General features: G+C 70.4%; 23 protein-coding genes, 1 tRNA gene and 2 pseudogenes. 6 read left to right on the top strand and 20 right to left on the bottom strand.

Going from position 1 to position 23,614, the window contains the following annotated elements; translation table 11 throughout:
* Nucleotides 1-113: 113 nt before the first annotated feature.
* From C3B71_RS07250 to C3B71_RS07240, 3 genes are all read right to left on the bottom strand, one after another.
* The gene (locus C3B71_RS07250; RefSeq protein ID WP_159097660.1) at nucleotides 114-860 is read right to left on the bottom strand and encodes an inorganic phosphate transporter; all 747 of its coding nucleotides are present in this window, start codon (nucleotides 858-860) and stop codon (nucleotides 114-116) included.
* A gap of 66 nt (nucleotides 861-926) precedes the next feature.
* Complete coding sequence (bsh, locus tag C3B71_RS07245; protein ID WP_108967060.1) at nucleotides 927-1,898, bottom strand: choloylglycine hydrolase; 972 nt, start codon at nucleotides 1,896-1,898, stop codon at nucleotides 927-929.
* A gap of 335 nt (nucleotides 1,899-2,233) precedes the next feature.
* A complete protein-coding gene (locus tag C3B71_RS07240; protein ID WP_234416171.1) occupies nucleotides 2,234-2,911 on the bottom strand; it encodes a TetR/AcrR family transcriptional regulator in 678 nt (225 codons plus the stop codon).
* A gap of 108 nt (nucleotides 2,912-3,019) precedes the next feature.
* On the opposite strand from C3B71_RS07240, the gene C3B71_RS07235 reads away from it, so the two are divergent.
* The 5 genes and pseudogenes from C3B71_RS07235 to C3B71_RS16135 all read left to right on the top strand — a co-directional run bounded on the left by C3B71_RS07235 (nucleotide 3,020) and on the right by C3B71_RS16135 (nucleotide 6,255).
* On the top strand, nucleotides 3,020-3,526 hold the full coding sequence (locus tag C3B71_RS07235; RefSeq protein WP_108967059.1) for an HXXEE domain-containing protein: 507 nt from the start codon (nucleotides 3,020-3,022) through the stop codon (nucleotides 3,524-3,526).
* The gene (locus C3B71_RS07230) at nucleotides 3,523-4,077 is read left to right on the top strand and encodes an HXXEE domain-containing protein (RefSeq protein WP_108967057.1); all 555 of its coding nucleotides are present in this window, start codon (nucleotides 3,523-3,525) and stop codon (nucleotides 4,075-4,077) included. Before C3B71_RS07235 ends, C3B71_RS07230 begins: the two co-directional genes overlap by 4 nt.
* A 51-nt stretch (nucleotides 4,078-4,128) precedes the next feature.
* Nucleotides 4,129-4,848 (top strand): SDR family NAD(P)-dependent oxidoreductase, encoded by a 720-nt coding sequence (locus C3B71_RS07225; RefSeq protein WP_199912593.1) that lies wholly within the window; start codon nucleotides 4,129-4,131, stop codon nucleotides 4,846-4,848.
* A 283-nt stretch (nucleotides 4,849-5,131) separates the two neighbouring features.
* Nucleotides 5,132-5,677, top strand: a pseudogene (locus C3B71_RS16425) (MFS transporter); the annotation flags it as partial.
* Between the two features lie 98 nt (nucleotides 5,678-5,775).
* The gene (locus tag C3B71_RS16135) at nucleotides 5,776-6,255 is read left to right on the top strand and encodes an MFS transporter (RefSeq protein ID WP_325048221.1); all 480 of its coding nucleotides are present in this window, start codon (nucleotides 5,776-5,778) and stop codon (nucleotides 6,253-6,255) included.
* 33 nt (nucleotides 6,256-6,288) lie between these two features.
* Here C3B71_RS16135 and C3B71_RS07215 read toward each other — a convergent pair whose 3' ends face one another.
* From C3B71_RS07215 to pgi, 4 genes are all read right to left on the bottom strand, one after another.
* Nucleotides 6,289-6,921 (bottom strand): GyrI-like domain-containing protein, encoded by a 633-nt coding sequence (locus C3B71_RS07215; RefSeq protein ID WP_108967054.1) that lies wholly within the window; start codon nucleotides 6,919-6,921, stop codon nucleotides 6,289-6,291.
* A gap of 104 nt (nucleotides 6,922-7,025) precedes the next feature.
* A tRNA-Pro gene (locus tag C3B71_RS07210) sits at nucleotides 7,026-7,099 on the bottom strand.
* A 159-nt stretch (nucleotides 7,100-7,258) separates the two neighbouring features.
* The gene (locus tag C3B71_RS07205; RefSeq protein WP_108967052.1) at nucleotides 7,259-7,570 is read right to left on the bottom strand and encodes a rhodanese-like domain-containing protein; all 312 of its coding nucleotides are present in this window, start codon (nucleotides 7,568-7,570) and stop codon (nucleotides 7,259-7,261) included.
* Between the two features lie 175 nt (nucleotides 7,571-7,745).
* Complete coding sequence (gene pgi, locus C3B71_RS07200; protein ID WP_108967050.1) at nucleotides 7,746-9,410, bottom strand: glucose-6-phosphate isomerase; 1,665 nt, start codon at nucleotides 9,408-9,410, stop codon at nucleotides 7,746-7,748.
* 34 nt (nucleotides 9,411-9,444) lie between these two features.
* Between pgi and C3B71_RS07195 the strand changes: the two genes are divergently transcribed.
* A complete protein-coding gene (locus C3B71_RS07195) occupies nucleotides 9,445-10,047 on the top strand; it encodes a DNA-3-methyladenine glycosylase I (protein WP_108967048.1) in 603 nt (200 codons plus the stop codon).
* A gap of 229 nt (nucleotides 10,048-10,276) precedes the next feature.
* On the opposite strand, the gene C3B71_RS07190 is transcribed toward C3B71_RS07195, so the two are convergent.
* The 13 genes and pseudogenes from C3B71_RS07190 to gap form a co-directional block, all read right to left on the bottom strand.
* A complete protein-coding gene (locus C3B71_RS07190; protein WP_108969666.1) occupies nucleotides 10,277-10,975 on the bottom strand; it encodes a PBS lyase heat domain-containing protein repeat-containing protein in 699 nt (232 codons plus the stop codon).
* A 194-nt stretch (nucleotides 10,976-11,169) separates the two neighbouring features.
* A complete protein-coding gene (gene der / locus C3B71_RS07185; RefSeq protein ID WP_108967046.1) occupies nucleotides 11,170-13,329 on the bottom strand; it encodes a bifunctional cytidylate kinase/GTPase Der in 2,160 nt (719 codons plus the stop codon).
* 120 nt (nucleotides 13,330-13,449) lie between these two features.
* A complete protein-coding gene (locus C3B71_RS07180) occupies nucleotides 13,450-14,406 on the bottom strand; it encodes a ketopantoate reductase family protein (protein WP_159097659.1) in 957 nt (318 codons plus the stop codon).
* Nucleotides 14,407-14,416: 10 nt separating this feature from the next.
* Nucleotides 14,417-15,580: a prephenate dehydrogenase gene (locus tag C3B71_RS07175; protein WP_108967042.1), complete on the bottom strand. Its 1,164-nt coding sequence runs from the start codon at nucleotides 15,578-15,580 to the stop codon at nucleotides 14,417-14,419.
* The gene (locus tag C3B71_RS07170) at nucleotides 15,577-16,536 is read right to left on the bottom strand and encodes a pseudouridine synthase (RefSeq protein ID WP_108967040.1); all 960 of its coding nucleotides are present in this window, start codon (nucleotides 16,534-16,536) and stop codon (nucleotides 15,577-15,579) included. Before C3B71_RS07170 ends, C3B71_RS07175 begins: the two co-directional genes overlap by 4 nt.
* Nucleotides 16,533-17,168 carry an SMC-Scp complex subunit ScpB gene (scpB, locus tag C3B71_RS07165; protein ID WP_108967038.1) on the bottom strand — a complete coding sequence of 212 codons (636 nt, stop codon included), beginning with the start codon at nucleotides 17,166-17,168 and terminating at the stop codon, nucleotides 16,533-16,535. The genes C3B71_RS07170 and scpB overlap by 4 nt, the downstream gene beginning before the upstream one ends.
* Nucleotides 17,165-18,031, bottom strand: coding sequence for a segregation and condensation protein A (locus tag C3B71_RS07160; protein WP_073332373.1), 867 nt, complete (start codon nucleotides 18,029-18,031; stop codon nucleotides 17,165-17,167). Before C3B71_RS07160 ends, scpB begins: the two co-directional genes overlap by 4 nt.
* 2 nt (nucleotides 18,032-18,033) lie before the next feature.
* Nucleotides 18,034-18,915 carry a ParA family protein gene (locus C3B71_RS07155; RefSeq protein ID WP_108967036.1) on the bottom strand — a complete coding sequence of 294 codons (882 nt, stop codon included), beginning with the start codon at nucleotides 18,913-18,915 and terminating at the stop codon, nucleotides 18,034-18,036.
* A 65-nt stretch (nucleotides 18,916-18,980) separates the two neighbouring features.
* Nucleotides 18,981-19,916: pseudogene (gene xerD, locus C3B71_RS07150) on the bottom strand (site-specific tyrosine recombinase XerD); the annotation flags it as partial.
* 70 nt (nucleotides 19,917-19,986) lie between these two features.
* The gene (gene secG / locus C3B71_RS07145; RefSeq protein ID WP_073332382.1) at nucleotides 19,987-20,229 is read right to left on the bottom strand and encodes a preprotein translocase subunit SecG; all 243 of its coding nucleotides are present in this window, start codon (nucleotides 20,227-20,229) and stop codon (nucleotides 19,987-19,989) included.
* 167 nt (nucleotides 20,230-20,396) lie between these two features.
* Complete coding sequence (tpiA, locus tag C3B71_RS07140) at nucleotides 20,397-21,176, bottom strand: triose-phosphate isomerase (protein WP_073332385.1); 780 nt, start codon at nucleotides 21,174-21,176, stop codon at nucleotides 20,397-20,399.
* Between the two features lie 52 nt (nucleotides 21,177-21,228).
* The gene (locus tag C3B71_RS07135) at nucleotides 21,229-22,422 is read right to left on the bottom strand and encodes a phosphoglycerate kinase (RefSeq protein WP_108967032.1); all 1,194 of its coding nucleotides are present in this window, start codon (nucleotides 22,420-22,422) and stop codon (nucleotides 21,229-21,231) included.
* A gap of 161 nt (nucleotides 22,423-22,583) precedes the next feature.
* Entirely contained in the window at nucleotides 22,584-23,591 is a 1,008-nt protein-coding gene (gap, locus tag C3B71_RS07130; protein WP_073332391.1) for a type I glyceraldehyde-3-phosphate dehydrogenase, read from the bottom strand.
* Between the last annotated feature and the right edge of the window lie 23 nt (nucleotides 23,592-23,614).

The raw sequence follows: 23,614 nt of genomic DNA, 5'->3' as shown, positions 1-23,614 counted from the left end.
AACCGGCGTAGCAGACCACGCCAGCGCAAAGCAAACCGACGAACCTCCTCCCGGCTCCACCCACACCCCCAAACGCGAAGCGCCCCAATTGTGCGCGCCGTGCGACACCGTGCTCAATGACCGAGCAGCATGGCCGCGCCGGCCCCGCACAGCAGGGATACCGGGAGGGTCCAGGCCCAGGCGGCGGCGATCCGGCCGACGGCGTTCCACCGCAGTCTTCTCCACTGGACGCCGGGCACGCTCCCCATGAGGGCACCCACCGTGGCCTGAGTCATCGACACCGGGGCACCGAGAATGGCGCCCACCGTGACCGCCAGTGCCGTGGCCACCAGGACATTGCTGACCTGATAGGGCTTCGGTGCGAACACGCCCACCCGCCAGGCGCGGCCCGCAGCGCGCAGACCGAGCCGAGCCCCGATGGCGAAGGCCAACCCGGATCCGACCGCCGCCATCAAGCGCAGCGCCGGGCCGCCGCCCGGACCGCCCACGGGCTGCCCCAGCGCGGTCATCCACACCACGAACAGCTTCTGGCCGTCATTGAGCCCATAGGCCGCGCAGACGCAGATGAACCCACCGCTGCGGGCATACCCCATCCACCGGTGGGCGTCCGGCAGCCGCAGGCGTGCCAGCACGGCCAGGAGGGCGCGGGCGCACGATCCGGCCAGCACGGGAGCCAGGGCGGCCAGCGCCAGCACCCGTGCGACGAGTGGCCAGTTCGCGCCTCCGCCTGCCAGGCGCACCCCGGTCGCGGTGCCTACCAGGGCGGTCACAGCGGCGAGGATGGCGACCGGGCCCCAGGGGCGCTCCGGGTTGGCCCCGATGTTGAGCGCGCACAGCGGCGCCCCATCGTTTCTGCCCACTACGACGGTGAAGGCCAGTACCAGCGCGGCGGTTAGCAGTACGGCACAAGGCTCTCACGCGCCGTGTCAGGGACGCCACACCGTCGGCTCGGGTTCCAGCAGGTCGGTCGCATCGGCACCCACGCAGTCGGCCAGGCTCACGCACCGCAGTGCCGGGTCGTCATAGGTCGAGTAGTAGTAGGTGCCGGTGCGGGCCGAGAAGCAGCCGGTGTACAGCGTGCGCTCGTAGGCGCCGTCGGCCATGAGGGCGGCCCCATCCACCATGGAGACATTGCCCAGGGTGTGGAACAACCGGGAGACGTTCTCCACTTCATTGTCCTTAACCGGGTAATGGGCGTTTAGGAATGCCGCCTTGGCGAATCTCGACGGCGAGTAATAGTCGCCGGGAATTCCACGCATGCCGGCACCCGAACCGAATGGGGAGAGTTCAGCGTCGCGCCAGTGGGCGGCGTCCGGCATATCACCGTTGGCGGTGATGAAGGTGCGCAGATTCTCCATGTGCCAGTCGAAAGTGGGCTGGTTGGCCAGAGTATCGACCGGGTTGTGGTGAATGTGCATGCCGTCCTTCATGTACTCCACCACGATGCTGCGCCGCCCATCGCCGATGATCCAGTGCAGCAGGGAGACGCCGAGGTTATCGCTGACCGGTTTGGCCACGATGGCGGTTTCCACCAGTGCCGCCTCGACCTCATCGACGCTGGTGAAGTTCGCCGCGATCCACAGCGGGAACTCGTAGGCGGCCACGTTGGTCTTGCCGACCACCGGCCCGTCCTGGTAGCAGGCGTAGCCGGGGAAGTTCAGCCCGGCGACGGCCAGGCCGGCGTCGTTGCCGCAGTCGAAGTACAGCGGGTAGTCCTCGAAGACGATGCCCATGCCGATCACCGCGTGCGCGGCCGGAGTATCCTCGCCGAACGCCGAACGGATCATGAAGCCCGAGGGGACGACCACGATGCGCTCGCCGTAGGAGGTGCTCCAGTCCAGGTTTCGCCCGAAGTACATATTGCCTTCATTATCCGTGAACCTGATTCCCGTGCACATGGCAGCCTCTTTCCATATGTGAGCGTTGACGTTGTATTGACTGAACGGTGCCGGCCGGGCACCTGGAAGGAAATGTAGTACGCCGCTCAAGCGCATGTGGGAGATTTCACCAATTCGATACGGCGGGCGCCTTATCTGGGAAAACAATGAAATTAGTCTGCGGTTTTCCGGGATGGAAAAGTGGCATCAATCTGGCTCCTCGCGTTTGAGAGTTCGCCATGCCGGTTCGGAGGGTCGGAGAGGCGTAAGCGCCTCACCCCCACGCACAGACCCAGTTCCGGCAGACCCCTGGTGGGCAAGCCCGAAGTCCACCGCACCCAGAACTCGAAGCGCCGCTATATCTCGGAGTGCTGCTTCACGCGAGACCTCGGCAGCTCCCGTCCGGCAATCAACTCCGCCACGCGAAACACCTCGTCCAGGTCCGGGGTCTGGCCGAGGTAGGTAAGCCGGTACAGGAAAGTGCCCACCAGCATGTCCACGCTGGTGACCGGGTCCGGTCCGTTCCACGCTCCGGCGTCCACCGCGCGGGCGACGGCGGCAATCGCCCCGTCTCGCAGGGGCGCGATCACGCGCTCCCGGTACGCGGCGGCCGCCCGGGGGTGCCCGGCGAGCTCCATACCCAGGCCGGGCAGCGCCGTCGTCAGGGGCGGGCGCATGAGCAGTCGCCAGGTGTGGACGATGATGCGAGCGAGGTCGGCCAGCGGGTCCTTACCCGCCGGGAACTCCCGCGGCCCGAGGGCGGCGTCGACGGCGTCGACGGCGAGCTCGGCCAGGGAGGGCCAGCGCCGGTAGATCGTGGACTTGGGGACGCCCGCGCGCGCAGCTACCGCGTCGATGCGCAGACCGTGCAGCCCCACCTCGGTCAACAGAGCGAAGGTTTCCCGCAGGATGCGTTCGTCCAGCGCAGTGTCGCGCGGGCGTCCGCCGCGGCCCGCATCTGTGCGCCGAGCGGTGCCGGCGCGCAGCCCGGCCCGTCGGCCCGCCTCACCCGTGTCGTCTGGCCTGCCCGCCACGGTGTCCTCCTCATCCTGTCACCGGATCGCACGCAATTCTTCCATCTGACCCCCACTTCCGCTACTGTAGGTTGCGCAACTATTGGTAGCGATATCCTGGGAGGCCCCATGGACAGAGTTGACTTGGCGACTTCAGGACTGTTCTTCGCCTGGCTGGTCCACGACCTGGAGGAGTACGCGACCATGCCCGGGCGCCGTCACCCCTTCCTCCACGCCCTGCCACTGCTGCCCGAGGACGTACGCACGCGGGGGATGTCGCGCGACCAGGTGTATGTGGCGCTGAGCCTGATGGGGGTGTTGATGGCGGCGGCCTCCGTGGACGGTTACCGCACCCGCGGGCGCTCGGGCTTCTACCAGGCGATGCTCTACGGCTACGGCATGCACGCCTTCATGCACCTGGGCTCGGCAGCACTGGCCCGCGACTACACGCCCGGCTGCACCACCGCCCTCCCGGTCGTGCTCCCGTTCTGGCGCTTCGCCAAGGCGGCTCTGCGGGCCGACGGCGTCGAGCCGCAGGCGGCCCGGTGGACCATTCCGGCCTTCCCCGTCGTCGGCGTCGTGCTGCATGGGGTCGGGCACCTGGCCGCGCGGCGCTGGCGGAGCTTCACCTCATGACGCGGCCCGCCGGTGCCAAGGCGGCGGCGCTGGGGCTGGCCGCCTGCTATCTGCTCAACGACGGCGAGGAACTATTCACCTACCGGGCCTCATCCGCCTGGCTGCTGCATCGCGCGCCGGAATGGATGCCGCTTCCGGAAGGGGCGCGGCGCGAGGGGTGGAGTCAGACGCATGTGAGTCTGGCGATCGCCCTGATCGGGATTCACTGGGTCGGCGCCTCGGTGGCGGGATACCGCAGCCGCGGTCGCTCCGCCTGGTTCCAGAACGCGGCCGCGGCCTGGGGCCTGCACGGCTTCGCCCACCTGGCGGCGTGCGCGGCCCGGGGCGGGTACGTGTCCGGGGCACTAACCGCACCGCTGGTAATCGGCTACGGCGCCTGGGCCCGCGGCGCACTTCGGGCCCAGGGCGTGCCCTCCCGCGTGTCGCCGGCCGGCGTCGCCGCCTCCCTGCCCGTACTGGTCGCAGCCCACGTCGGCGCCGAGGCCATACTCGCGATAGCGGGACACAAGCATCCACGACCCCGGCTGACCGACCGCGGTGCGGTAACGTGATCATCAACTTGCCCGAGGAGAACGGAGAGCGCCGCAGTGACACGCGTACTGGTGACCGGAACAAGCACCGGACTGGGGCTGGGTGCTCTGCATGACCTACTGGACGCCGGAGCCGAGGTCGTGGCGCACGTGCGCCGCGAAGCACAGCTGGAGGCGGTGCGTCGGGAGCTTGGGGTATCGGTTCCCGGCGTCGTCGGGGACCTGGCCGATCGGGCCCAGGTGCGGGACGTGGCCGAGCAGGTGACCGCCCTGGGAGGTGTGGACGCCATCATTCACAATGCCGGCACCATGGACGAGCGTCTGGTGCTGGCCGTAAACGTGGTCGCCCCCTACCTGCTCACCGCCCTCGTGCCCGCGCAGCGCCACGTCTACCTCTCCTCCAGCATGCACCGCGGCGGCCGACTCAACACCGCACGGCTGGCCGAACTGGACTGGACGGGCGTGCGGCCAACGGCGTCGTATTCGGACTCCAAGCTGCTGGTTACGGCGCTGGCCGCCGCGGTGGGCCGGCTCCGTCCGGGCACATGGGCGAACGCCGTCGACCCGGGCTGGGTGCCCACCCGCATGGGCGGCGCCGGCGCCCCGGACGACCTGGAGGCCGGGCACCGCACCCAGGCCTGGCTGGCGCTTGGCGATGACCCGCGCACCCACACTAGCGCCTACTGGCACCACCAGCGCACGCAGGAGCCCGACCGGCGCGTGAATGACATCGAGTTCCAGGACCGGCTGCTGGCTGCGTTGGCGCAGGAGACGGGAACGCCGCTGGGCTAGCGCCGCAGCCGGCACCGGAGACTCCGTCGGAACACGCTCACGGTGACGGCGGCCCCGCCGCCGTCCGGCTCCAGGACCGTTGCACGACGGTCTCGACCCGGCACCCGCGGCCCGTCCCGGACCATGCCGCCACGTCGTCGTCCTAGATTGCCCGCATGCCAACGCTAACCGCGCGCGGCGTCGCCTCCGCAGCCGCCCCCGAACACATGCCTCCCCGCACCTGGTCCCTCACACTGACGCTGACCATGCTCGGACTGTCCCCGCCTGGTTCGGCCCCATTCAGGTGCTGCTCGGGTTGCAGGCGGCCCAGCTCGCACCCGACCACAAGGAGGCGGTGCTGTCCCTGGTCACCGGCCTGGGTGCGCTGGTGTCCACGCTCGGCAATCCGGTCTTCGGCGCCCTGTCAGACCGCACTTCCGGACGCTTCGGCCGCCGCCTGCCCTGGATCGCCGGCGGCCTGACCCTGGGCACCGTCGGACTGGTGGTCCTGGCCATCGCCGACTCGGTGGCGTTGATGATCCTGGGCTGGTGCCTGGTGCAGGGCTTCCTCAACGCGGCCTACGCCGCCCTGAATGCGTCGGTGACCGACCAGGTGCCGGTGGACCGCCGCGGCTTCGTCTCCGGGCTCATCGGCGTGGCACAGACCGCCGGCCTGGTGATGGGCGCCGGCATTGCCGCCACGGCGGGTGGCACTCGCACCGGCTACCTGGTGCTGGCCGTGCTAGTGGTCGTCCTCGGCATCCCGCACGTACTCAACGCCCGCGACCTGCGGCTGCCCGACGGCGCCCCGCGCCCGTCGCTGCGGCACATCCTCGCCGGCTTCGTGCCACCGCTGCGCTCCCACCCGGACTTCGGCTGGGCGTGGTTGACCCGCTTCCTGGTAACCTGGGCAACTCCACCGGGACGCTCTACCTGCTCTACTACCTCATGGATGCGGTCGGCATGGAGGCCGACGCCGCCGCTACCGGAGTCTTCATCCTCACCGGCATCTACGCCGTCGCCGTGTTCGGCTCGACCGTGTCCGGCGGCATCTGGTCCGACCGGCTGGGTCGGCGCAAGCCCTTCGTGATCGTGGCGGCGCTGGTGACGGGGCTGGCGGCGCTCGACCTGGCGCTCACCCAGAACTGGGTCGGTGCGATCGTCGGCGCCGTCATCCTCGGGATCGGCTTCGGCGCCTTCACCAGCGTGGACTTCGCGCTGGTCACCCAGGTGCTGCCCAGTTCCGGCGACGCCGCTCGCGACCTGGGAATCATCAACATCGCCTCCGCCGGCGCCCAGGTACTGGCCCCGGTCGTCGCCGCCCCCATCGTCACCCACCTGGGTGGCTACACGGGACTGTACCTGATGGCGGCCGCCGCCTGTGTGCTCGGCGCCGCCTGCGTCACGCGCATCCGCACAGTCGACTGACCCCGTGTCGGCGCATTCGGCCAGCGGAAGTACTCACGCCCGCCGAATCGGGTGCCGGATGACCGTGCGCAGCCGCTCGGGGGCGACGCGTCGGGCGTCGCTGAGATAGATCTCGTGGTGGCGGCGCAAGTCGGAGAAGTCCGGCACATAGCCCTCTGACTGCGCAAACTCGTGCATGAGGGCCAGCGTGGCCGGCTCGTCGTCGTAGGGGCCCACGTGCAGGCACTGCACGCACAGCCCCTCCTGCAGAGGCATGAACTGGACCCGGGAGAAGTCGGCGTGCTTCTTGCGCGTCGCCTCCTCAAGCGCCCAACCGAACTCGGCCTCCGTGACGAAGTCCGGCAGGCGGATGGCGGCGATCCACTCGAAGCGCTCCTTGTGGGCGTAGTCGACGTCGCCGGCGCCTGCCTGCCACCAGAAGCCCTCCAGTGGTGGGACCACGTAGTCGAAGTACCCCTCCATGAGGTGCCCGGCGCGCCGGCTCATCTTGATGGTGAAGGCGACGGCGTACAGCACGCCGATCGCCTGCTGGTACTCCCCGTCCTCGCGGTTGGGGTCCCCACTGCCGCGCACGGCAATGAAGTTCATGGCGGGGACGTCCACAATGCCCGGCCGCCGGGGCGGGGCGTAGAACTCCTTGTACTCCCGCTTGTAGTCAAAGGCCATGTCACACCTGCTGCTTCCTTGCATCGGTTGAGTCGACGGTCTCTGTTAGAGGTTGAAGAACACGCAAACCCTGGAACGAAGTGTTTTCACTCCAGGGCTTTCCGTCGGGCTGGCGGGATTTGAACCCACGACCCCTTGACCCCCAGTCAAGTGCGCTACCAAGCTGCGCCACAGCCCGTCCGCTCGCGGCTGTTGCCTCGCGCGAACACGGAAGACAATAGCCCATCCGGGTGCCAGCGTCGAAATCCGTGGGCGGTGACGCCGCTCACCGTTGCCGCAGTCCCATCGCGGCCCCTTCCACCGACCTCGGCACGTAAGTCCCGCCGACCTCGGCGGGTCAGGCAGAGGCGTTCCAGGCCTTGATGCCGCCATCCAGGTTGGTCATGGGGCCGACGTATCCAGCATCTTCCAGGGCCGCAATGGCGCGGGCGGAGCGCACGCCACCGGCGCAGTAGACAATCAGCTCCCGGCTCGGATCGAGCTCACCACGGCGCTCGACCACCTGGGCGAGCGGGATGTGCACGGAGCCATCGATCGCCTCGAGCTCGACCTCGTGCGGCTCGCGCACGTCCAGCAGCGTGAAGGCCCGCCCGGGCAGTTCCCCGGCGGCAATGCGCTCGCGCAGCTGCGCGGCGGTGACGGTGTGCATATTTGCCTCCTACGAGTTGGCTGTCCCTCTGCGCCCGCCCACCCGAGGCACGAGTGCATTGCGCGAAAAGCGCTGCTGCTCGGCAGTGGTGAGCGGGCGCAGGCGGACGTCGTCGATCAGCGAGGGGTAGGTCTCCCCCGCTCCCGGCGTCATGTCTGTACCGAGTCGTCCGCGGTCAGTGCCGCAGGCCGCGGTAGCGGTCGATCAGCTGCCGGGTGGAGGCGTCCTGGCCGGCGTATGCGGCCTCGTCTCCGCGCACCGCGGGGGCGATCTCCAGGGCCAGCTTCTTGCCGAGCTCCACGCCCCACTGGTCGAAGGAGTCGATGCCCCACACGATGCCCTCGGTGAAGGTGATGTGCTCGTACAGGGCGATCAGCTGCCCGACCACGGCGGGGGTCAGTGCCGGGGCGAGGATCGACGTCGTCGGCCGGTTGCCGCTGAACACACGGGCCGGGACGATCGCCTCAGGGGTGCCCTCCGCGCGCACCTCATCGGCGGTCTTGCCGAAGGCGAGGGCGGCGGTCTGGGCCAGGAAGTTGGACAGCAGCAGCTCGTGCACGTCCGCTTCGCCGTCCTTGACCGGGTGGGCCGGGTTGGCGACGGTGATGAAGTCGGCGGGGATCAGCCGGGTGCCCTGGTGCAGCAGCTGGAAGAAGGCGTGCTGGCCGTTGGTGCCGGGCTCGCCCCAGAAGATCTCCCCGGTGTCGGCCACCACGGGGCTGCCGTCCCAGCGCACGGACTTGCCGTTGGACTCCATGGTCAGCTGCTGAAGGTAGGCCGGGAAGCGGTGCAGGTACTGGGCGTAGGGCAGCACCGCGTGGGAGGCGGCCTGGAAGAAGTTCACGTACCAGACGTTGAGCAGGCCCATGAGCATGGGCACGTTCTCCGCCGGCGCCTTGGTGGCGAAGTGCTCGTCGACGGCGTGGAAACCGGACAGGAAGTCCGCGAAGTTCTCCGGGCCGACGGTCACGGCCAGCACGGTGCCGACGGCGGAGTCCACCGAGTAGCGCCCGCCCACCCAGTTCCAGAAGCCGAAGGCGTTGGCAGGGTCGATGCCGAAGGCCTCCACCTTGTCCAGGGCGGTGGACACGGCCACGAAGTGCTTGGCTACGGCGCCGTCGGTGCTGATGCCGCGCGAGGCCAGCGCCTCCAGCAGCCAGGTGCGGGCCATGCGGGCGTTGGTGAGGGTCTCCAGGGTGGTGAAGGTCTTGGAGGCGATGATGAACAGGGTGGTCTCCGGGTCCAGGTCGGAGACCTTCTCGGCGCAGTCGTTGGGGTCGATGTTGGAGATGAAGCGGGCCTCCAGCCCCTCCTGCACGTAGGGGCGCAGGGCCTCATAGACCATGACCGGGCCGAGGTCGCTGCCGCCGATACCGATGTTGACGACCGTCTTGATGGGCTTGCCGGTCACGCCGGTCCACTCCCCCGAGCGCACGCGGCGGGCGAAGGCGTAGATCTTCTCCAGGACCTCGTGCACGTCGGCTACGACGTCCTGCCCGTCCACGGTGAGGGTGTCGGTGGCGGGGCGGCGCAGGGCGGTGTGCAGGACGGCGCGGTCCTCGGTGATGTTGATGTGCTCGCCCGCGAACATGGCGTCACGGCGGCCGGGCACGTCCACGGCCTCGGCGAGTTCCACCAGGGCGTCGCGGACCTCGTCGGTCAGGAAGTTCTTGGACAGGTCGACGAACAGGTCGCCCACCTCGTAGGAGTAGCGCTCGGCACGCTGCGGGTCCTGGGCGAACCAGGCGCGCAGGTCGGGCTCCATGGACTTGTGCAGCTCGGTAAGCCGCTTCCAGGCGGCCGTGGCGGTGGGGTCAACCGGTGTGCGTGTTGTCGACATGGAAGCAGTCTAGGCCGTCCGCTACGGTTACCGCATGGAAGACCTGGTGATCGGCGAGGACGGGCTGGCGCGGCCGGTGTGGGCCGCCGCCGACCCGCTGCTGCGCGACTACTACGACACCGAGTGGGGCATGCCCGTGCGCGATGAGCGCGGCGTGTTCGAGCGCCTCAGCCTGGAGGCCTTCCAGTCCGGCCTGTCCTGGCGCACCATCCTGGTCAAGCGGCCAGCCTTCCGGGAGGCCTTCGCCGACTTCCAGCCGGAGGCGGTGGCCGCCTTCGGGGACGACGACGTGGCCCGCCTGCTGGCCGACACCCGGATCGTGCGCAACCGTGCGAAGATCCTGGCCACCATCAACAACGCCCGGGCCACCGTGGCCCTGCGGGAGGCCGACGACGTCGACGGCGGCCTGGCGGGCCTGGTCTGGTCCTACCGGCCGGCGGCCACGCCCGCCCCGCGCACGCTGGCGGAGACGCCCACGCGCTCGCCGGAGTCGGAGGCGCTGGCTCGCCGGCTCAAGCGCCTGGGCTTCCGGTTCGTCGGCCCGACGACGGCGTTCGCGCTTATGGAGGCCATCGGCATCGTGGACACCCACCTGGTGGGATCCTGGCGGCGCGGCTCCTCCGGGGTGTGGAACTGAGGAGCGCCTCACGAAGTCAGTGATCCGCTGCCTCGCCGTGGCTCGCTCCGCGCTCTTGCTGTCAAAATCGATGACAAACGAAATCCGCAGCGCTCCAGGCGCTTCACAAAACGTTGGAACCATGCGGGTACCGAGTGGCGTAGAAGAGCGCTTCCCCGGCGTTTGTCATCGATCTTGACACCGCCCGTACGTTGGCATGCCGAGCCGCCCCGGCAACACCGCTCCGGGGTCAGCCTGGGTTGTCCAGGAGCTTGGACAGGCGCTTCTTGCGGCGGTTCTGGGTGACGATCCAGGCCACGTCGGGGTCGCCGACGTCGAGCGCCGCGAATACGGGGAGCCCCGCGCCGGGGTCGGCCGCCACGGCCACGCTCCAGCAGTAGCCGAGGGACTTGCGCAGCGTCCGCGCCGCCGGGGCCTTGCGGTCCTGCGGCGGCAGTGCAATGAGGTGATCGGTGGTGCGCCGGCACACGTCGATGGCGAGCCGAGCGGCCTCGGCGGTACACAGCAGCCGCGGCTCGCAGATCGTCACCGCGGCGGCGCGCTGTACCAACGGGTCATCGTCGTCGGCCCATGTCAGGACGAGGGAGAACAGTGTTTGCGGGTCGGAGTCCCCCAGTAGCTGCAGGCCGATGGTGACGGCCTCGCGCACGCGCCAGCGCTCGTCGGTGGCAAGCTCCCGCGCCCGTCGCTCATATGGCGCATCGGCCGCCCGGTAGCCAATTGCGGCGGCCGCACAGGCAGTGGTGTACTCGCCGCCGTCGGCCAGCAGTTCTTCGATCGTGTCTGGATCGGCGGCCCGCGCGGCCGTCGCGATCAGCTCGATGTTCGCGCGGGGGCCGGGAAGCCCCGAGCGCTGGTTCAGGTACGCGGGCCAGTCGGCGGGCTCCAACTCCTTGAGGTCAGCGATCCACGACGCCGTGTCGACCATGCCGCGATCGTACAACTGCCGCGAAGAAATGTCCGAAATCGGCACGAACAAGCCCGCAATCCCAAGCCACGGGTCAGCCAGTCCTTGGAATCACGCGGATGCGGAATCACCCCGAGCGGCCGAGCCCGGCGTTAATGCCGATCGTGGACATTCTGCCGCACCCGGCGCGCGCTCACGGCCGGGCGAAGCCGCCCTCAGCGCCGCTGACGACGCTCGCGCACGCGCACACCGATCTGGATGGGGGTGCCGGCGAAGCCGAACTCCTCACGCAGCCGGTTCTCGATGAAGCGCCGGTAACCGGCGTCCAGGAATCCGGTCGTGAAGATGACGATGCGTGGCGGGGCGGTCTGCACCTGGGTGGCGAACAGGATGCGGGGCTGCTTGCCGCCTCGCACCGGGTGCGGGCTGGCCGCCTGTAGCTCCCCCAGGAAGGCATTGAGCCGCCCCGTGGGCACGCGCGTGTTCCAGCCGGCCAGGGCCGTGTCCAGGGCGCGCGCCAAGCGGTTGGTGTGCCAGCCGGTGCGGGCGGAGAGGTTGATGCGCGGCGCCCAGTCCACATGGGCGAGCTCGTGCTCCGCCTCCCACTCCAGCTGCTTGCGGCGGTCCTCGTCAACCAGGTCCCACTTGTTGTTGACGATCACCAGGGCGCGTCCGGCGTCGACCACCTGCTGGATCACGCGGATGTCCTGCTCGGTGATGGCCTCGGAGGCGTCCAGCAGGACCACTGCCACCTCGGCCTTCTCCACCGCCCCCTGAGTGCGCAGCACCGCGTAGTAGTCGGCACCGCGCGCCTGCCGGATGCGGCGGCGGATGCCGGCGGTGTCCACCAGCAGCCACTGGCGGCCGTCGAACTCGACGACCTCGTCCACCGGGTCGCGGGTGGTGCCGGCCAGCTCGTTGACCACCACCCGCTCGTTGCCGGCGAGCTGGTTCAGCAGTGAGGACTTGCCGACGTTGGGGCGCCCCACCAGGGCGATGCGGTGCAGGTCGTCGCTGCGCTCCGGCCCGGCCACGGCGGACACCTCCGGCAGGATGGCGACGGCGGCGTCGAGCAGCTCGCCGCTGCCGCGGCCGTGTAGGGCGGAGACGGCGTAGGGCTCGCCCAGACCCAGGGCCCACAGCGCGGCGGCGTCGCCCTCCTGCACGGGCGAGTCGACCTTGTTGGCGGCCAGCACCACCGGCTTGCCGGAGCGGCGCAGCATCTTGACGATCCGGTCGTCGGCCTCGGTGACCCCCACGCGGGCGTCCACCACCAGCAGCACGGCGTCGGCCAAGTCCACGGCGGCCTCGGCCTGCGCGGCGACGGCGGCGTCCAGGCCGGCCACGTCAACCTCCCAGCCGCCGGTGTCGACGATGGTGAAGCGCTTGCCGGCCCATTCGGCCGGGTAGGAGACGCGGTCGCGGGTCACGCCCGGCACGTCCTGCACGACGGCGGCGCGCCGCCCCAGCACGCGATTAACGAGCGTCGACTTGCCGACATTGGGTCGGCCGACGACGGCCAGCACCGGCAATCCTGCCTCCAGCCCCGCCTGGGCGCTGGGGATCTCCTCCCCCGCGAGCACCGCCTGGTCGTCGGCGTCGAGCACGTAGTCGTCCAGGCCTGCGCGCAGCGCGTCGGCGCGGGCGTCCTCCAAGCGCTCGCGCTCGGCGGCCTCGGTGCGCGCCTGCTCGACCAGTTCGGTGACGCGGGCGATGGTCTCCTCCAGCGTCAGATCGGAGGTATCCACGGCGGTGACGCCCTCAGGAACGGTGAGGAACTGGGAGACGGTGGCGTCGTCGTGGTCGCGGCGCACCACCTGGTCGCGCAGGGCGGCCGCATCCACGGCCTTGCCGGCGGCATCCAGGTCGGCGGCGCGGCGGGCGAGCCGGGCCTGCTCGCTGGCGGTCAGCAGCAGGCGCACGTCGGCGTCGGGGGCGACCACCGTGGTGATGTCGCGCCCCTCGGCGATGATGCCGGCGCCGCGGGAGAAGGAGCCGGCCAGGCCGGTCGCCTCGGCACGGATGATCTCCCGCTGGAGCCGGGCCAATTCGGCGCGCACGTCCAGGTTGGTGGCAACCTTGGAGACCACGGTGGAGATGTGCGGGTCGCGGATGGCCTCGGCGAGGTCCACCCCGTCGCAGGTGACGCCGGGCGCCTCGGGGTCCAGCCCCATCACCAGCGGCATGGCCTGCACGGCGTGGGTGACGGCAGCGGCGTCGTCCAGGTCGATGCCGGTGCGCTCGCACCACCAGGCGGCCGCCCGGTACATGGCGCCGGTGTCCAGGTAGGCCAGCCCCAGCGCGGCCGCAACCCGCTTGGACACCGTGGACTTGCCGGACCCGGACGGCCCGTCAATGGCGACGACGATTCCCATGTGCTCCTCCAACATTCAACCCCGCAGGCTCAGGCGAGCCCGGTTGGCCTCAAGGGGTAAGCGTCCCACAATGACGCGGCCGGGCGCGGATCCGCAGCAGATGAGTCCGCCCACAGCCGGTCATCGGGTACTTCCGCCGGCCACCAGAGGCGCATAGCTGTCCCACACCGGCATGGGCACGCCGAAATGCTCGCCGGCCTCCAGCACCTCAAAGAAGCCGGCCCTCCACTCCTCACGCCCGTGTGCCAAGTGCGCCAACACCATGCGGCGGGTGTCGGCCTGAGCAAACATGCGGCCCAGGCCCACTGCGACGATCCGCGCCGGTAGACGCAGCAGCGGTGCAGGTCGTATCCCGCCGGTGACGATGCCCCGCGCCCGGCATACGGCGACTCCTTCGCGCAGCGCCAGCACCATGCGTCGCAGGGCGTCCCTGTCGGTGCACAGCCGGTCATAGCCACCCGCTTCCAGCAGTGGGCCGAGGGTGAGGGACTGTTGGAGGTAATGCACGGCGAGCCAGCCGGCCATGTCCCGCTCCCGTCGGACCGACAGCCCGGCCGTGGTCAGGGCAGAGACGGCTGTGTCCAGGGCGGCGCGTTTCGCAGGCGTGTCCGCTTCCAGGCGCGTGCCGTGACGGTAGAGCGTCGCCTCAATGCCGACGTCGCCGCCCGCGTCGGTGCGTCCCCCGCCGATCTGGCCGGGGAAGCCGAGAACGTAGTCCTCTCGCGGGAGCCACTCCCGCAGCTGAGTGACGATATCCCAATGGTTGAGCATGAATAGCAGCGATGTCCGCCCGGCAAGTGGTGCGACGGTCGGAAGCACCTCATGCAGGTGGAGCCGGTCCACCGTGACGAGCGTCAGCTCGGCGTCCACGGGCGCAGTGACAACCTCAGGAAGGTATCGGCCGAACAGTGGCTGCCTACGATGGCCGCCGCCGGCACGGTGCAGCCGCATCTGCACGCCGGCTCGCAACTGCTCCGCACGGGGTGGCCGCGCCAGGACCGTTGTCTCATGGCATCGGCTCAGCAGCCAGCCGTAGCTCAGGCCGATCACGCCAGCCCCGACGATCAGGATGCGCACGCCGGCCGCCTCAGGACACGACCACGCGCCAGCCGCGGGCATCCAGGGCATCCTCCAGCCCCTGCGCGGCGGCCGGCATGACCGAGAGCATGGCCAGGCCGGCGCTCTGCCCGGGCGAGTGCTCCATGGCAAAGTCCTCAATGTTGACGCCCGCCTCGCCGACGTCGGAGAACAGCCGACCGAGCGAGCCGGCGGAGTCGGGCACCAGCACCTGCACCTGTGCGTAGCGGCGCGGCGCCCCGCCGTGCTTGCCCGGTATGCGGGCCTGCCCGGCGTTGCCGCGGGTCATCAGGTCGGTAATGGCGCCGACGGCGCCCGGGGCGATGGTAGCGGCGTCTCCGGCGGCGGTGTAGGCGGGGTCGTCGGGCGACACGGCGGCGGGTGCGATCCCATCGATCAGGCGGTCCAGGTCCCCACGCAGCTGGCGCAGCATGTCCGCCACCGGCCCGGCGTTGCCGACCACGATGGCCGACCACAGCCGCGGATCGGAGGCGGCGATGCGGGTGGTGTCGCGCAGTCCCTGCCCGGCCAGACCGAGCGCGTTCTCCGGGGTGGTCTCCAGACGCGCGGCCAGTAGGGAGCTGACCAGTTGGGGGACGTGGCTGACGGCGGCGACGGCGGCGTCGTGCTCGGCCGCGGTCATGCGCACCGGGGTCGCGCCGACGTCGACGGCCAGGTTGCGCACCGCCAACTCGGCCTCCGGGGTGGCGCCGTCGGCGATGACCACCCAGGGGCGGCCCGCGAACAGGTCGGAGTCGGCCGCGCCGGCCCCCGACCGCTCCCGCCCGGCCATGGGGTGGGAGCCGACATAGCGGCGCGCGTCCCGCCCGCCGTGGCGGCGCACCTCGGCGGCAATGCGCGCCTTGACGCTCGCGACATCCGTGACCACCGCATCCGGGTGCGCGTCCAGTTCGCGCAGAACCACGCCCGCGGCCACGTCCGGTGGGGTGGCGACCACGATCAGTGCCGGTTCGGGGCTGTGCTCGTCACGCACCTGCCCGGCACCCATATCGCGGGCCAGCGCCAGGGAGGTGGGCGAGGTGTCGGATAGCTGCACCGGGACGCCGGCGGCGGTCAGGGCCAGCGCCAGGGAGGTGCCCAGCAACCCGGTGCCGACCACCAGCACCGGCCCCCGGGTGGACAGGACGGCCGAGGGGTTTCCGATGGCACTCACAGGCCCACCTCCTGCTGCAGGGCGCTGACCTCGGCGCCGGTCAGGGCCCGCATGGCACCGGGCCGCAGATCACCCAGGGTCAAGGGGCCCAGCCGGGTGCGGGAAAGACGGATCACCGGGTGGCCGACGGCAGCCAGCATGCGGCGCACGATGCGGTTGCGTCCCGAGTGCAGGGTGACTTCCACGATCGAGGCGTCCGGGGAGACATCCTTGACCACCGCCCGGTCGGCGGTGATCGGACCGTCCTCCAGCTCGACGCCGCGCCGGAGCCGCCGCGGCAGGCCGGCGCCCACCCGGCCCTTGACCACGGCCACGTAGGTCTTGGCGACCTCGTAGCTGGGGTGGGTGAGCCGGTGGGTGAGTTCGCCGTCGTTGGACAGCAACAGCAGCCCCTCGGTGTCGGCGTCCAGCCGGCCCACGTGCACCAGCCGCAAGGCGGCGGCCTTCTCCACTCCGCCCAGCTGCTCGGCGTGCTCGGTCAGGTACCGCTCGGCGTACTCGGCGACGGTGGGCCGTCCCTGCGGGTCCTCCATGGTGGTGACCACGCCGGCGGGCTTGTGCAGCATGATGGTGATGACGTCGGGGTCGGTGAGCACCCGCGAGCCGTCCACGCGGATCTCCTGAGTGGCGGGGTCCACGCGCACCCCGGGTTCGGTGACCCGCACCCCGTCGACGCTCACTCTCCCCGCGGCGATCAGCTGCTCGCATACGCGCCGCGACCCCACCCCGGCGTGGGCCAGCACCTTCTGGAGCCGCTGGCCGCCGGCGACGTAGGGGTCCTCGGTGCGCGCCTGCCCGTCCTGGCCGGCGCCGGCTCCCGCCACGGCGGGAGCCGTAGAGGGGGCGTCGACCTCGTAGTCGACTTCTTCGAGGTCGTCGGCGTCGTAGAACTCCTCGGCGCCGAAGTCCAGCACGGCGTCCGTGCGCTCGTCGCGGTGGTCCTGGCTTGGGTTCACGGCAGTATTCTCCCGCTGATCTCGTCTTCGATGTCTCCCAGGGCGGATGTGTCGGGCAGGTAGGGGGCCAGGGGCGGCAGGTCGTCGAGCGAGTCCAGGCCCAGGTACTCCAGGAACTCGCCGGTGGTGCGGTACAGAATCGCGCCGCTGGGTTCGCTGCCGGCCTCCTCGATCAGGCCGCGGGCGTGCAGGGTGCGCACCACGCCGTCGACGTTGACGCCGCGGATGGCGGCGATCCGGCCGCGGGTGACGGGTTGCCGGTAGGCGATCACGGCCAGCGTCTCCAGGGCTGCCTGCGACAGGCGTGCGGTGGCACCGCCGATGACGAAGCGTTCCACCAGGTCGCTGAACCGGGGTGCGGAGGCCAGCCGCCAGCCGCCGGCGGCGCGGCGCAGCACGAAGCCGCGCGCCCGGACGCCCCGGTCGGGGGACGGCTCCCCGCCGGCGTACTCGGCGGCCAGGGACTCCAGCAGCGCCTCGACGTCGGTCTCCTCCCTGCCGAGGGCGGCCGCCAGGGCGGCCGCGGTCACCGGCTCGTCGGCCACCACCAGCACCGCCTCGACGGCGGCGCGCAACTCCGCGTCCGACACGGGCACGGGCAGCCGGGAGGCCGCGGGTTCCGGGATGCTCATGCGAACTCCTCCTCCAAATCGGGGCTGGTCATGCCGGCCGCATCCGCGTCGCCGCGCCAGGTGACGGTGATCTCCTCCATGGGGGCGGCCTGGGTCAGGTCGACGCCGCCCTGCCGGTACATGATGAGCAGGGCGAGGAAGCGGGCGACGACGACGGCGGTGCGGCCCGCATCCGCGGTCAGCTCGGTGAAGGTCAGGGTGCCGGCCCGGCGCAGCCGGTCGGCGAGAATACGCAGCTGCTCCCCCACCGGGACCCGCTCGTGCAGGTGCACGGTCTGCACGCCCGGATCGTGGGGGCGGGTGAACACGTCGGCGGCGATACGGGCCAGGTCCTCCGCATCGATGGTGGCCACGAGCCGGGGCAGTAGCGCCGCCAGTTCGGGGGGCAGGGCCACCACGCGCGGGTGAGTGCGGGAGGCGGTCTCGGCGCGGCCGCGGAAGGCGGCGGCCGCCTCCTTGTAGGCGCGGTACTGCAGCAGGCGGGCGAACAGTAGGTCGCGGGCCTCCAGCAGCTCCATGTCCTCGTCGGCCTCATCCGGGTCGTGCGGTAGCAGCCGGTGGGCCTTCAGGGCGAGCAGGGTGGAGGCGACCACCAGGAACTCGGTGGCGCGACCCAGGTCGCCGTCGGCGCGCATGTAGGCGATGAACTCGTCGGTGACCTCCGCCAGGGCCAGCTCGGTGATGTCCAGGCGCTTGCGGGCGATCAGGGTGAGCAGCAGGTCGAAGGGGCCCTCGAACTGGGGCAGGTTGACGCTGAATCCCGGCAGTTGCGTTCTCGCCGCGGCGTCGGGCTGTGCGGCGCCCTCCAGCGGTGGCTGGGAGGCGGCCGCCGCGGCGCTCGCGGAGCCAGGTTTAGGCGACATTCTTAGGCAACATTGCCGCGGGCAATGACCTCCCGGGCGAGGCGCCGGTAGGCTTCGGCGCCCGGGTGACTGGGGGCGTAGCTGGTGATGGGCTCGCTGGCGACGGAGGCGTCCGGGAACTTAACGGTGCGGCGGATCTGCGTGTCGAACAGCTTGTCCCCGAAGGCCTCCTGCAGGCGCTCGAGCACCTCCCGGGAGTGCAGAGTGCGCGGGTCCACCATGGTGGCCAGGATGCCGTCGATCTGCAGGCGCGGGTTGATGCGGTCGCGTACCCGGTCCACGGTCTCCACCAGCAGGGCCACCCCGCGCAGGGCGAAGAACTCGGTCTCCAGGGGGATCATGACGCCGTGGGCGGCGGTGAGGGCGTTGACGGTCAGCAGGCCCAACGACGGCTGGCAGTCCACAATGATGGCGTCGTAATCGTCCAGGACGGGGCGCAGCACTCGGGCGAGTGCCTGCTCGCGGGCGACCTCGCCCACCAGTTGCACCTCGGCGGCGGATAGGTCGATGTTGGCGGGCACCAGGTCCAGTCCCTCCACGGAGGTGTGGTGAATGATCGGGCGCACGTCGGGGCGGGCGGCCACCAGCATGTCGTAGACCGTCTGGTCCAACTCGTGGGCGTTGACGCCCAGGCCGGCGCTGGCCGCGCCCTGGGGGTCGAAGTCCACGATCAGTACTCTCCGCCCGTATTCGGCCAGGGCGGCCCCCAGGTTGATGGTGGTGGTGGTCTTGCCGACGCCGCCCTTCTGGTTGCACATGGCGATGACGCGGGCCGGGCCGTGCGAGTCGAGCGGCGCGGGGACGGGGAAGGTCTTCTCCTCCTGCTGGTCCTCGGCGGGGGTATCGGGCGGGTCGATCAGGCCGGGCTGCTTCACGTCACTCACACGGGCAGCCTAGTCGAAGAGGCAGCGCGGGGCGCGGTGACCGTTCCCGTGACCGCCGGCGATGGTCAGCCGCGGGCGCGCGGATGGCTGGTGGCGTACACCTCACGCAGGTGGTCGACGGTGACCTTGGTGTAGATCTGGGTGGTAGTGACCGAGGCGTGGCCGAGCATCTCCTGCACCACGCGCACATCCGCGCCGCCGGCGAGCAGGTGGGTGGCGAAGGAGTGGCGCAACGTGTGCGGGGAGATGTGCCGTTCCCCCTGCGCGTCGGCGCCCGTCAGCCCGGCGCGCTGGGCCGCCTGCCGCAGCACCGCCCAGGCGGACTGGCGTGACAGGGGCCGGCCGAGCGTATTGAGGAACACCTCGGGCACCCCCCTGCCCTTGGCGGCCAGCACGGGGCGGCCGCGCACCAGGTAGGCGTCCAGGGCGTCCCAGGCGAACTGGCCCATGGGCACGATCCGCTCCTTGCGGCCCTTGCCGAACAGGTGCAGGCAGCCGGATTCGGCGTCCAGATCGTCCACCACCAGCCCCACGGCCTCGGAGATGCGGGCGCCGGTGGCGTACAGCAGCTCCAGCAGGGCGCGGTCGCGCAGTGACACCGGGGAGTCGTCAACATCGGCGGCCTCCAGCAGACGACGCACCTCGTCGACGGTGAGGGCCTTGGGCAGGCGCCGGCCCACTTGCGGCGGACGCACGGCCGCGGAGGGGTCGGCGCCGGTGATGCCCTCGGCGTGTAGGAACTTGTGCCAGCCGCGTACGGCAGTGACCGTGCGGGAGGCGGAGGACGCGGCCAGGGGGCGGCCGCCGTCGGCGCCGGTGCGCAGCGCCTCCAGGAAGGCGGTCACGTCCGCCTCGGTGACCGCGGCGGGGGTCAGGATGGCGCGGGCGCGCAGGAAGTCGGCGTAACGGCCCAGGTCGCGCTCATAGGCGGCCAGCGTGTTGGGGCTGAGCCCGCGCTCCACCCGCAGGTGGGCGAGGTAGCCGGCCCGGGCCCGGACGAGTGCGTCCCCCCGGGGGTCGACGTCGGGGCGCGCGGTGTCGACGGCTGGTTTCGTGGCGACCTCGTCCGGTTCAGGCGAAGCGGGCCAGTAGGCCCAGGCCGACGATCGTGGCGACCCATACCAGGGCGACGCCGACGGTGATGCGGTTGAGGTTGCGTTCGGCCACGCCGGAAGACCCGGCGGAGGAGGTGATGCCGCCGCCGAACATGTCCGATAGGCCGCCGCCCCTGCCCTTGTGCATGAGGATCGTCATGATCAGGAAGAAGCTGGACAGCACCAGCAGCACTTGCAGGATGATGGTCAGCGTGCCCACGCGGTTCCCTTCGTTGTCGGCTGTTCGGCATTCGGCCGGGGTGGTCCGGCGGCTATGAGGCGGCCGCCGCTTCGTGGGCGACTCTACCCGATCCCCTCCCCCATGTATGCGGGTGCGCCCGACCCCACGGTGGGGTCGGGCGCACCCGCCACTGACGCGGATACGGGTCAGGCGTAGAAGCCGGCCATCTGCGCGAAGGAGTCGGCCTTCAGCGAGGCGCCGCCGACGAGAGCGCCGTCGATGTCGGGCTGAGCCATGAGCTCCTTGATGTTGGCGGGCTTGGCCGAGCCGCCGTACAGGATGCGGGTGGCGTCGGCGGTGGCGTCGCCGAAGTCGGCGCGCAGGGCCTCACGGATGGCACCGCAAACCTCCTGCGCGTCGTCGGCGGTGGCGGTCTCGCCGGTGCCGATGGCCCAGATGGGCTCGTAGGCGATGACGATCTTGGCGACGTCCTCGGCGGACCAGCCCGCCAGGGCGGCGCGGATCTGGCCGAGCACGAAGTCGACGTGGGTGCCGGCCTTACGGACCTCGAGGGCCTCGCCGCAGCACAGGATCGGCGTCATGCCGGCGTCCAGTACCTTGCGGGCCTTGGCGCCAACCAGCTCGTCGGACTCGTTGTGGTACTCGCGGCGCTCGGAGTGGCCCATGACCACGTAGCTGCAGCCGAGCTTGGTGAGCATGGCGGTGGAGATCTCGCCGGTGTAGGCGCCGTTGTCGTGAATGGACACGTCCTGGGCGCCGTACTTGATGTCCAGGGAGTCCGCCTCGACGATCGTCTGCACGGTGCGGATGTCGGTGAAGGGCGGGATCACCAGGACCTCGCACTTGGAGTAGTCGTGCCCGGCGTCGCTCAGGGCCATGGCCAGGCCCTGCACCAGGTGGTTGGCCTCGAGGTGGTCGAGGTTCATCTTCCAGTTGCCCGCCATCAGCGGGGTGCGGTTGCTCATTTGCGTATTCCTTATCCGGGTTCCCTTACGGGAACTGTGTGATGGGGGTTGGTCAGTCGTCCAGGACGGCGATACCGGGCAGGGTCTTGCCCTCCAGCAGCTCCAGGGAGGCGCCGCCACCGGTGGAGATGTGGGAGAAGGTGGACTCGTCGAAGCCGAGCGTGCGCACGGCCGCGGCGGAGTCGCCGCCGCCGATCACGGAGAAGGCGTCAGAGTCGGAGATGGCCTTGGCGACGGCCTTGGTGCCCTCGGCGAAGGCCGGGAACTCGAACACGCCCATGGGGCCGTTCCAGACCACCGTCTTGGAGGAGGCGATGGCCTGGGCGAACAGCTCCCGGGTCTTGGAGCCGATGTCCAGGCCCATCTGGTCGGCCGGCATGGCGTCGGCGGCGACGACGGAGGCCGGGGCGTCCGCCTTGAACTCGGGGGCGACCACGGTGTCGACGGGCAGGAGCAGCTCGACGCCGTTGGCCTTGGCCGTGTCCAGGTAGCCCTTCACCGTGTCGATCTGGTCCTCCTCCAGCAGGGAGGTGCCGACCTCGTGGCCCTGGGCGGCGAGGAAGGTGTAGGCCATGCCGCCGCCGATGAGGAGGCGGTCGGCCTTGCCCAGCAGGTTGGCGATGACACCGAGCTTGTCGGAGACCTTGGAGCCGCCCAGCACCACGGTGTAGGGGCGCTCGGGGTCGTTGACGGCCTTGCCGAGGGACTCGATCTCCTTGGCGACCAGCAGCCCGGAGGCGGCCGGGAGGATGCGGGCCACGTCGTAGACGGAGGCCTGCTTGCGGTGCACGACGCCGAAGCCGTCGGAGACGAAGACGTCGGCCAGGGCGGCCAGCTGCTCGGCGAAGGCGGCGCGCTCGGCGTCGTCCTTGGAGGTTTCGGCAGCGTTGAAGCGGACGTTCTCCAGCAGCACGATGTTGCCGGGCTCGAGGGCGGCGACGGCGGCCTGGGCGCTCTCGCCGACGGTGTCCTGCGCGAGGGTGACCTTCACGCCGGTCAGTTCGGCCAGGCGGGTGGCAACCGGGGCGAGGGAGAAGTCGGGGTTGACCTGGCCCTTGGGACGGCCCAGGTGGGCGACGATGATGACCTTGGCGCCCGCGTCGAGCAGGGTCTTCAGGGTCGGCAGGGCGGCGCGGATGCGGCCGTCGTCGGTGATGTGCTTGTCGGTGTCGAGCGGGACGTTGAAGTCGGAGCGGACCAGGACGCGCTTGTCCTTCAGGTCGCCGAGGGACTCGATGGTCTTCATGGAACCTCGCAGTGCTGTGTTGGTTGTGTTGGTGGGATGGTTGGTGGATGGAGGTCCGGAGCGTGTGTTCGCGCCGGATGCGGCGGACGCCCGCGCACGCGAGTTGGCGTGCGCGGGCGTCCGTCAGTTGCTCACAGTGGTGAGTGCCGGCTTACGCGGACTCAGGCGAGCTTCTCGCAAACCAGGGCGGTGAGCTGAACGAGGCGGTTGGAGTAGCCCCACTCGTTGTCGTACCAGGAGACGACCTTGACCTGGTCGCCCTGCACCTTGGTCAGCTTGGAGTCGAAGATGGAGGAGTGGGAGTCGCCGACGATGTCGGTGGAGACCAGGTCCTCCTCGGAGTAGGCCAGAACGCCCTCGAGCGGGCCCTCGGCGGCGGCCTTGACGGCGGCGTTGATCTCCTCAACGGTGGCCGGCTTGGCGGGCTTGAAGGTCAGGTCGGTGACGGAGCCGGTCGGGACCGGGACGCGCATGGCGTAGCCGTCCAGCTTGCCCTTGAGCTGCGGGAGGACGAGCGCCACGGCGCGGGCGGCACCGGTGGAGGTCGGGACGATGTTGAGGGCGGCGGCGCGGGCGCGGCGCAGGTCGCGGTGCGGGGCGTCGTGCAGGCGCTGGTCACCGGTGTAGGCGTGCACGGTCACCATCAGGCCGTTCTCGATGCCGAAGGCCTCGTCCAGCACCTTGGCCAGCGGCGCGAGGCAGTTGGTGGTGCAGGAGGCGTTGGAGATGATGTTGTGCTTGGTGGTGTCGTAGTCCTGCTCGTTCACGCCGACCACGAAGGTGCCGTCCTCGTTCTTCGCCGGGGCGGAGATGACGACCTTCTTGGCGCCGGCGTCGATGTGCGCCTTGGCCTTGGTGGCGTCCGTGAAGAAACCGGTGGACTCGACGACGACGTCGACACCCAGGTCCGCCCAGGGCAGGTTGCCCGGCTCGCGCTCGGCCAGGACGCGGATCGGCTTGCCGTCGACGATGATGTTCTCCTCGTCGTAGGTGACCTCGGCGCCGAGGCGGCCCATGATGGAGTCGAACTTGAGGAGGTGGGCGAGGGTCTTGATGTCGGTCAGGTCGTTGACGGCCACGACCTCGAAGTCGGCGCCCTGCTCAAGGGCGGCCCGGTAGAAGTTACGGCCGATGCGGCCGAAGCCGTTGATACCAACGCGGGTGGTCACTTTGTGTCCTCCTAGTGCGCCAT

It is taken from the genome of Actinomyces sp. Z16 (assembly GCF_003111765.1).
Classification (GTDB): domain Bacteria; phylum Actinomycetota; class Actinomycetes; order Actinomycetales; family Actinomycetaceae; genus Actinomyces; species Actinomyces glycerinitolerans.
Note: the sequence above shows the minus strand (reverse complement) of the source record. Positions and strands in the feature narration are given on the sequence as shown.

Bases quoted from the DNA above. Each gene is read 5' to 3' on its own strand.
- bsh (WP_108967060.1), bottom strand. From the start codon at position 1,898: ATGTGCACGGGAATCAGGTTCACGGATAATGAAGGCAATATGTACTTC.
- C3B71_RS07195 (WP_108967048.1), top strand. From the start codon at position 9,445: ATGGAAGACCTGGTGATCGGCGAGGACGGGCTGGCGCGGCCGGTGTGG.
- C3B71_RS07215 (WP_108967054.1), bottom strand. From the start codon at position 6,921: ATGGCCTTTGACTACAAGCGGGAGTACAAGGAGTTCTACGCCCCGCCC.
- C3B71_RS07160 (WP_073332373.1), bottom strand. From the start codon at position 18,031: ATGTCGCCTAAACCTGGCTCCGCGAGCGCCGCGGCGGCCGCCTCCCAG.
- tpiA (WP_073332385.1), bottom strand. From the start codon at position 21,176: ATGAGCAACCGCACCCCGCTGATGGCGGGCAACTGGAAGATGAACCTC.
- C3B71_RS07190 (WP_108969666.1), bottom strand. From the start codon at position 10,975: ATGGTCGACACGGCGTCGTGGATCGCTGACCTCAAGGAGTTGGAGCCC.
- scpB (WP_108967038.1), bottom strand. From the start codon at position 17,168: ATGAGCATCCCGGAACCCGCGGCCTCCCGGCTGCCCGTGCCCGTGTCG.
- C3B71_RS07135 (WP_108967032.1), bottom strand. From the start codon at position 22,422: ATGAAGACCATCGAGTCCCTCGGCGACCTGAAGGACAAGCGCGTCCTG.
- C3B71_RS16135 (WP_325048221.1), top strand. From the start codon at position 5,776: ATGGATGCGGTCGGCATGGAGGCCGACGCCGCCGCTACCGGAGTCTTC.
- C3B71_RS07235 (WP_108967059.1), top strand. From the start codon at position 3,020: ATGGACAGAGTTGACTTGGCGACTTCAGGACTGTTCTTCGCCTGGCTG.
- C3B71_RS07205 (WP_108967052.1), bottom strand. From the start codon at position 7,570: ATGCACACCGTCACCGCCGCGCAGCTGCGCGAGCGCATTGCCGCCGGG.
- der (WP_108967046.1), bottom strand. From the start codon at position 13,329: ATGGGAATCGTCGTCGCCATTGACGGGCCGTCCGGGTCCGGCAAGTCC.
- C3B71_RS07230 (WP_108967057.1), top strand. From the start codon at position 3,523: ATGACGCGGCCCGCCGGTGCCAAGGCGGCGGCGCTGGGGCTGGCCGCC.
- pgi (WP_108967050.1), bottom strand. From the start codon at position 9,410: ATGTCGACAACACGCACACCGGTTGACCCCACCGCCACGGCCGCCTGG.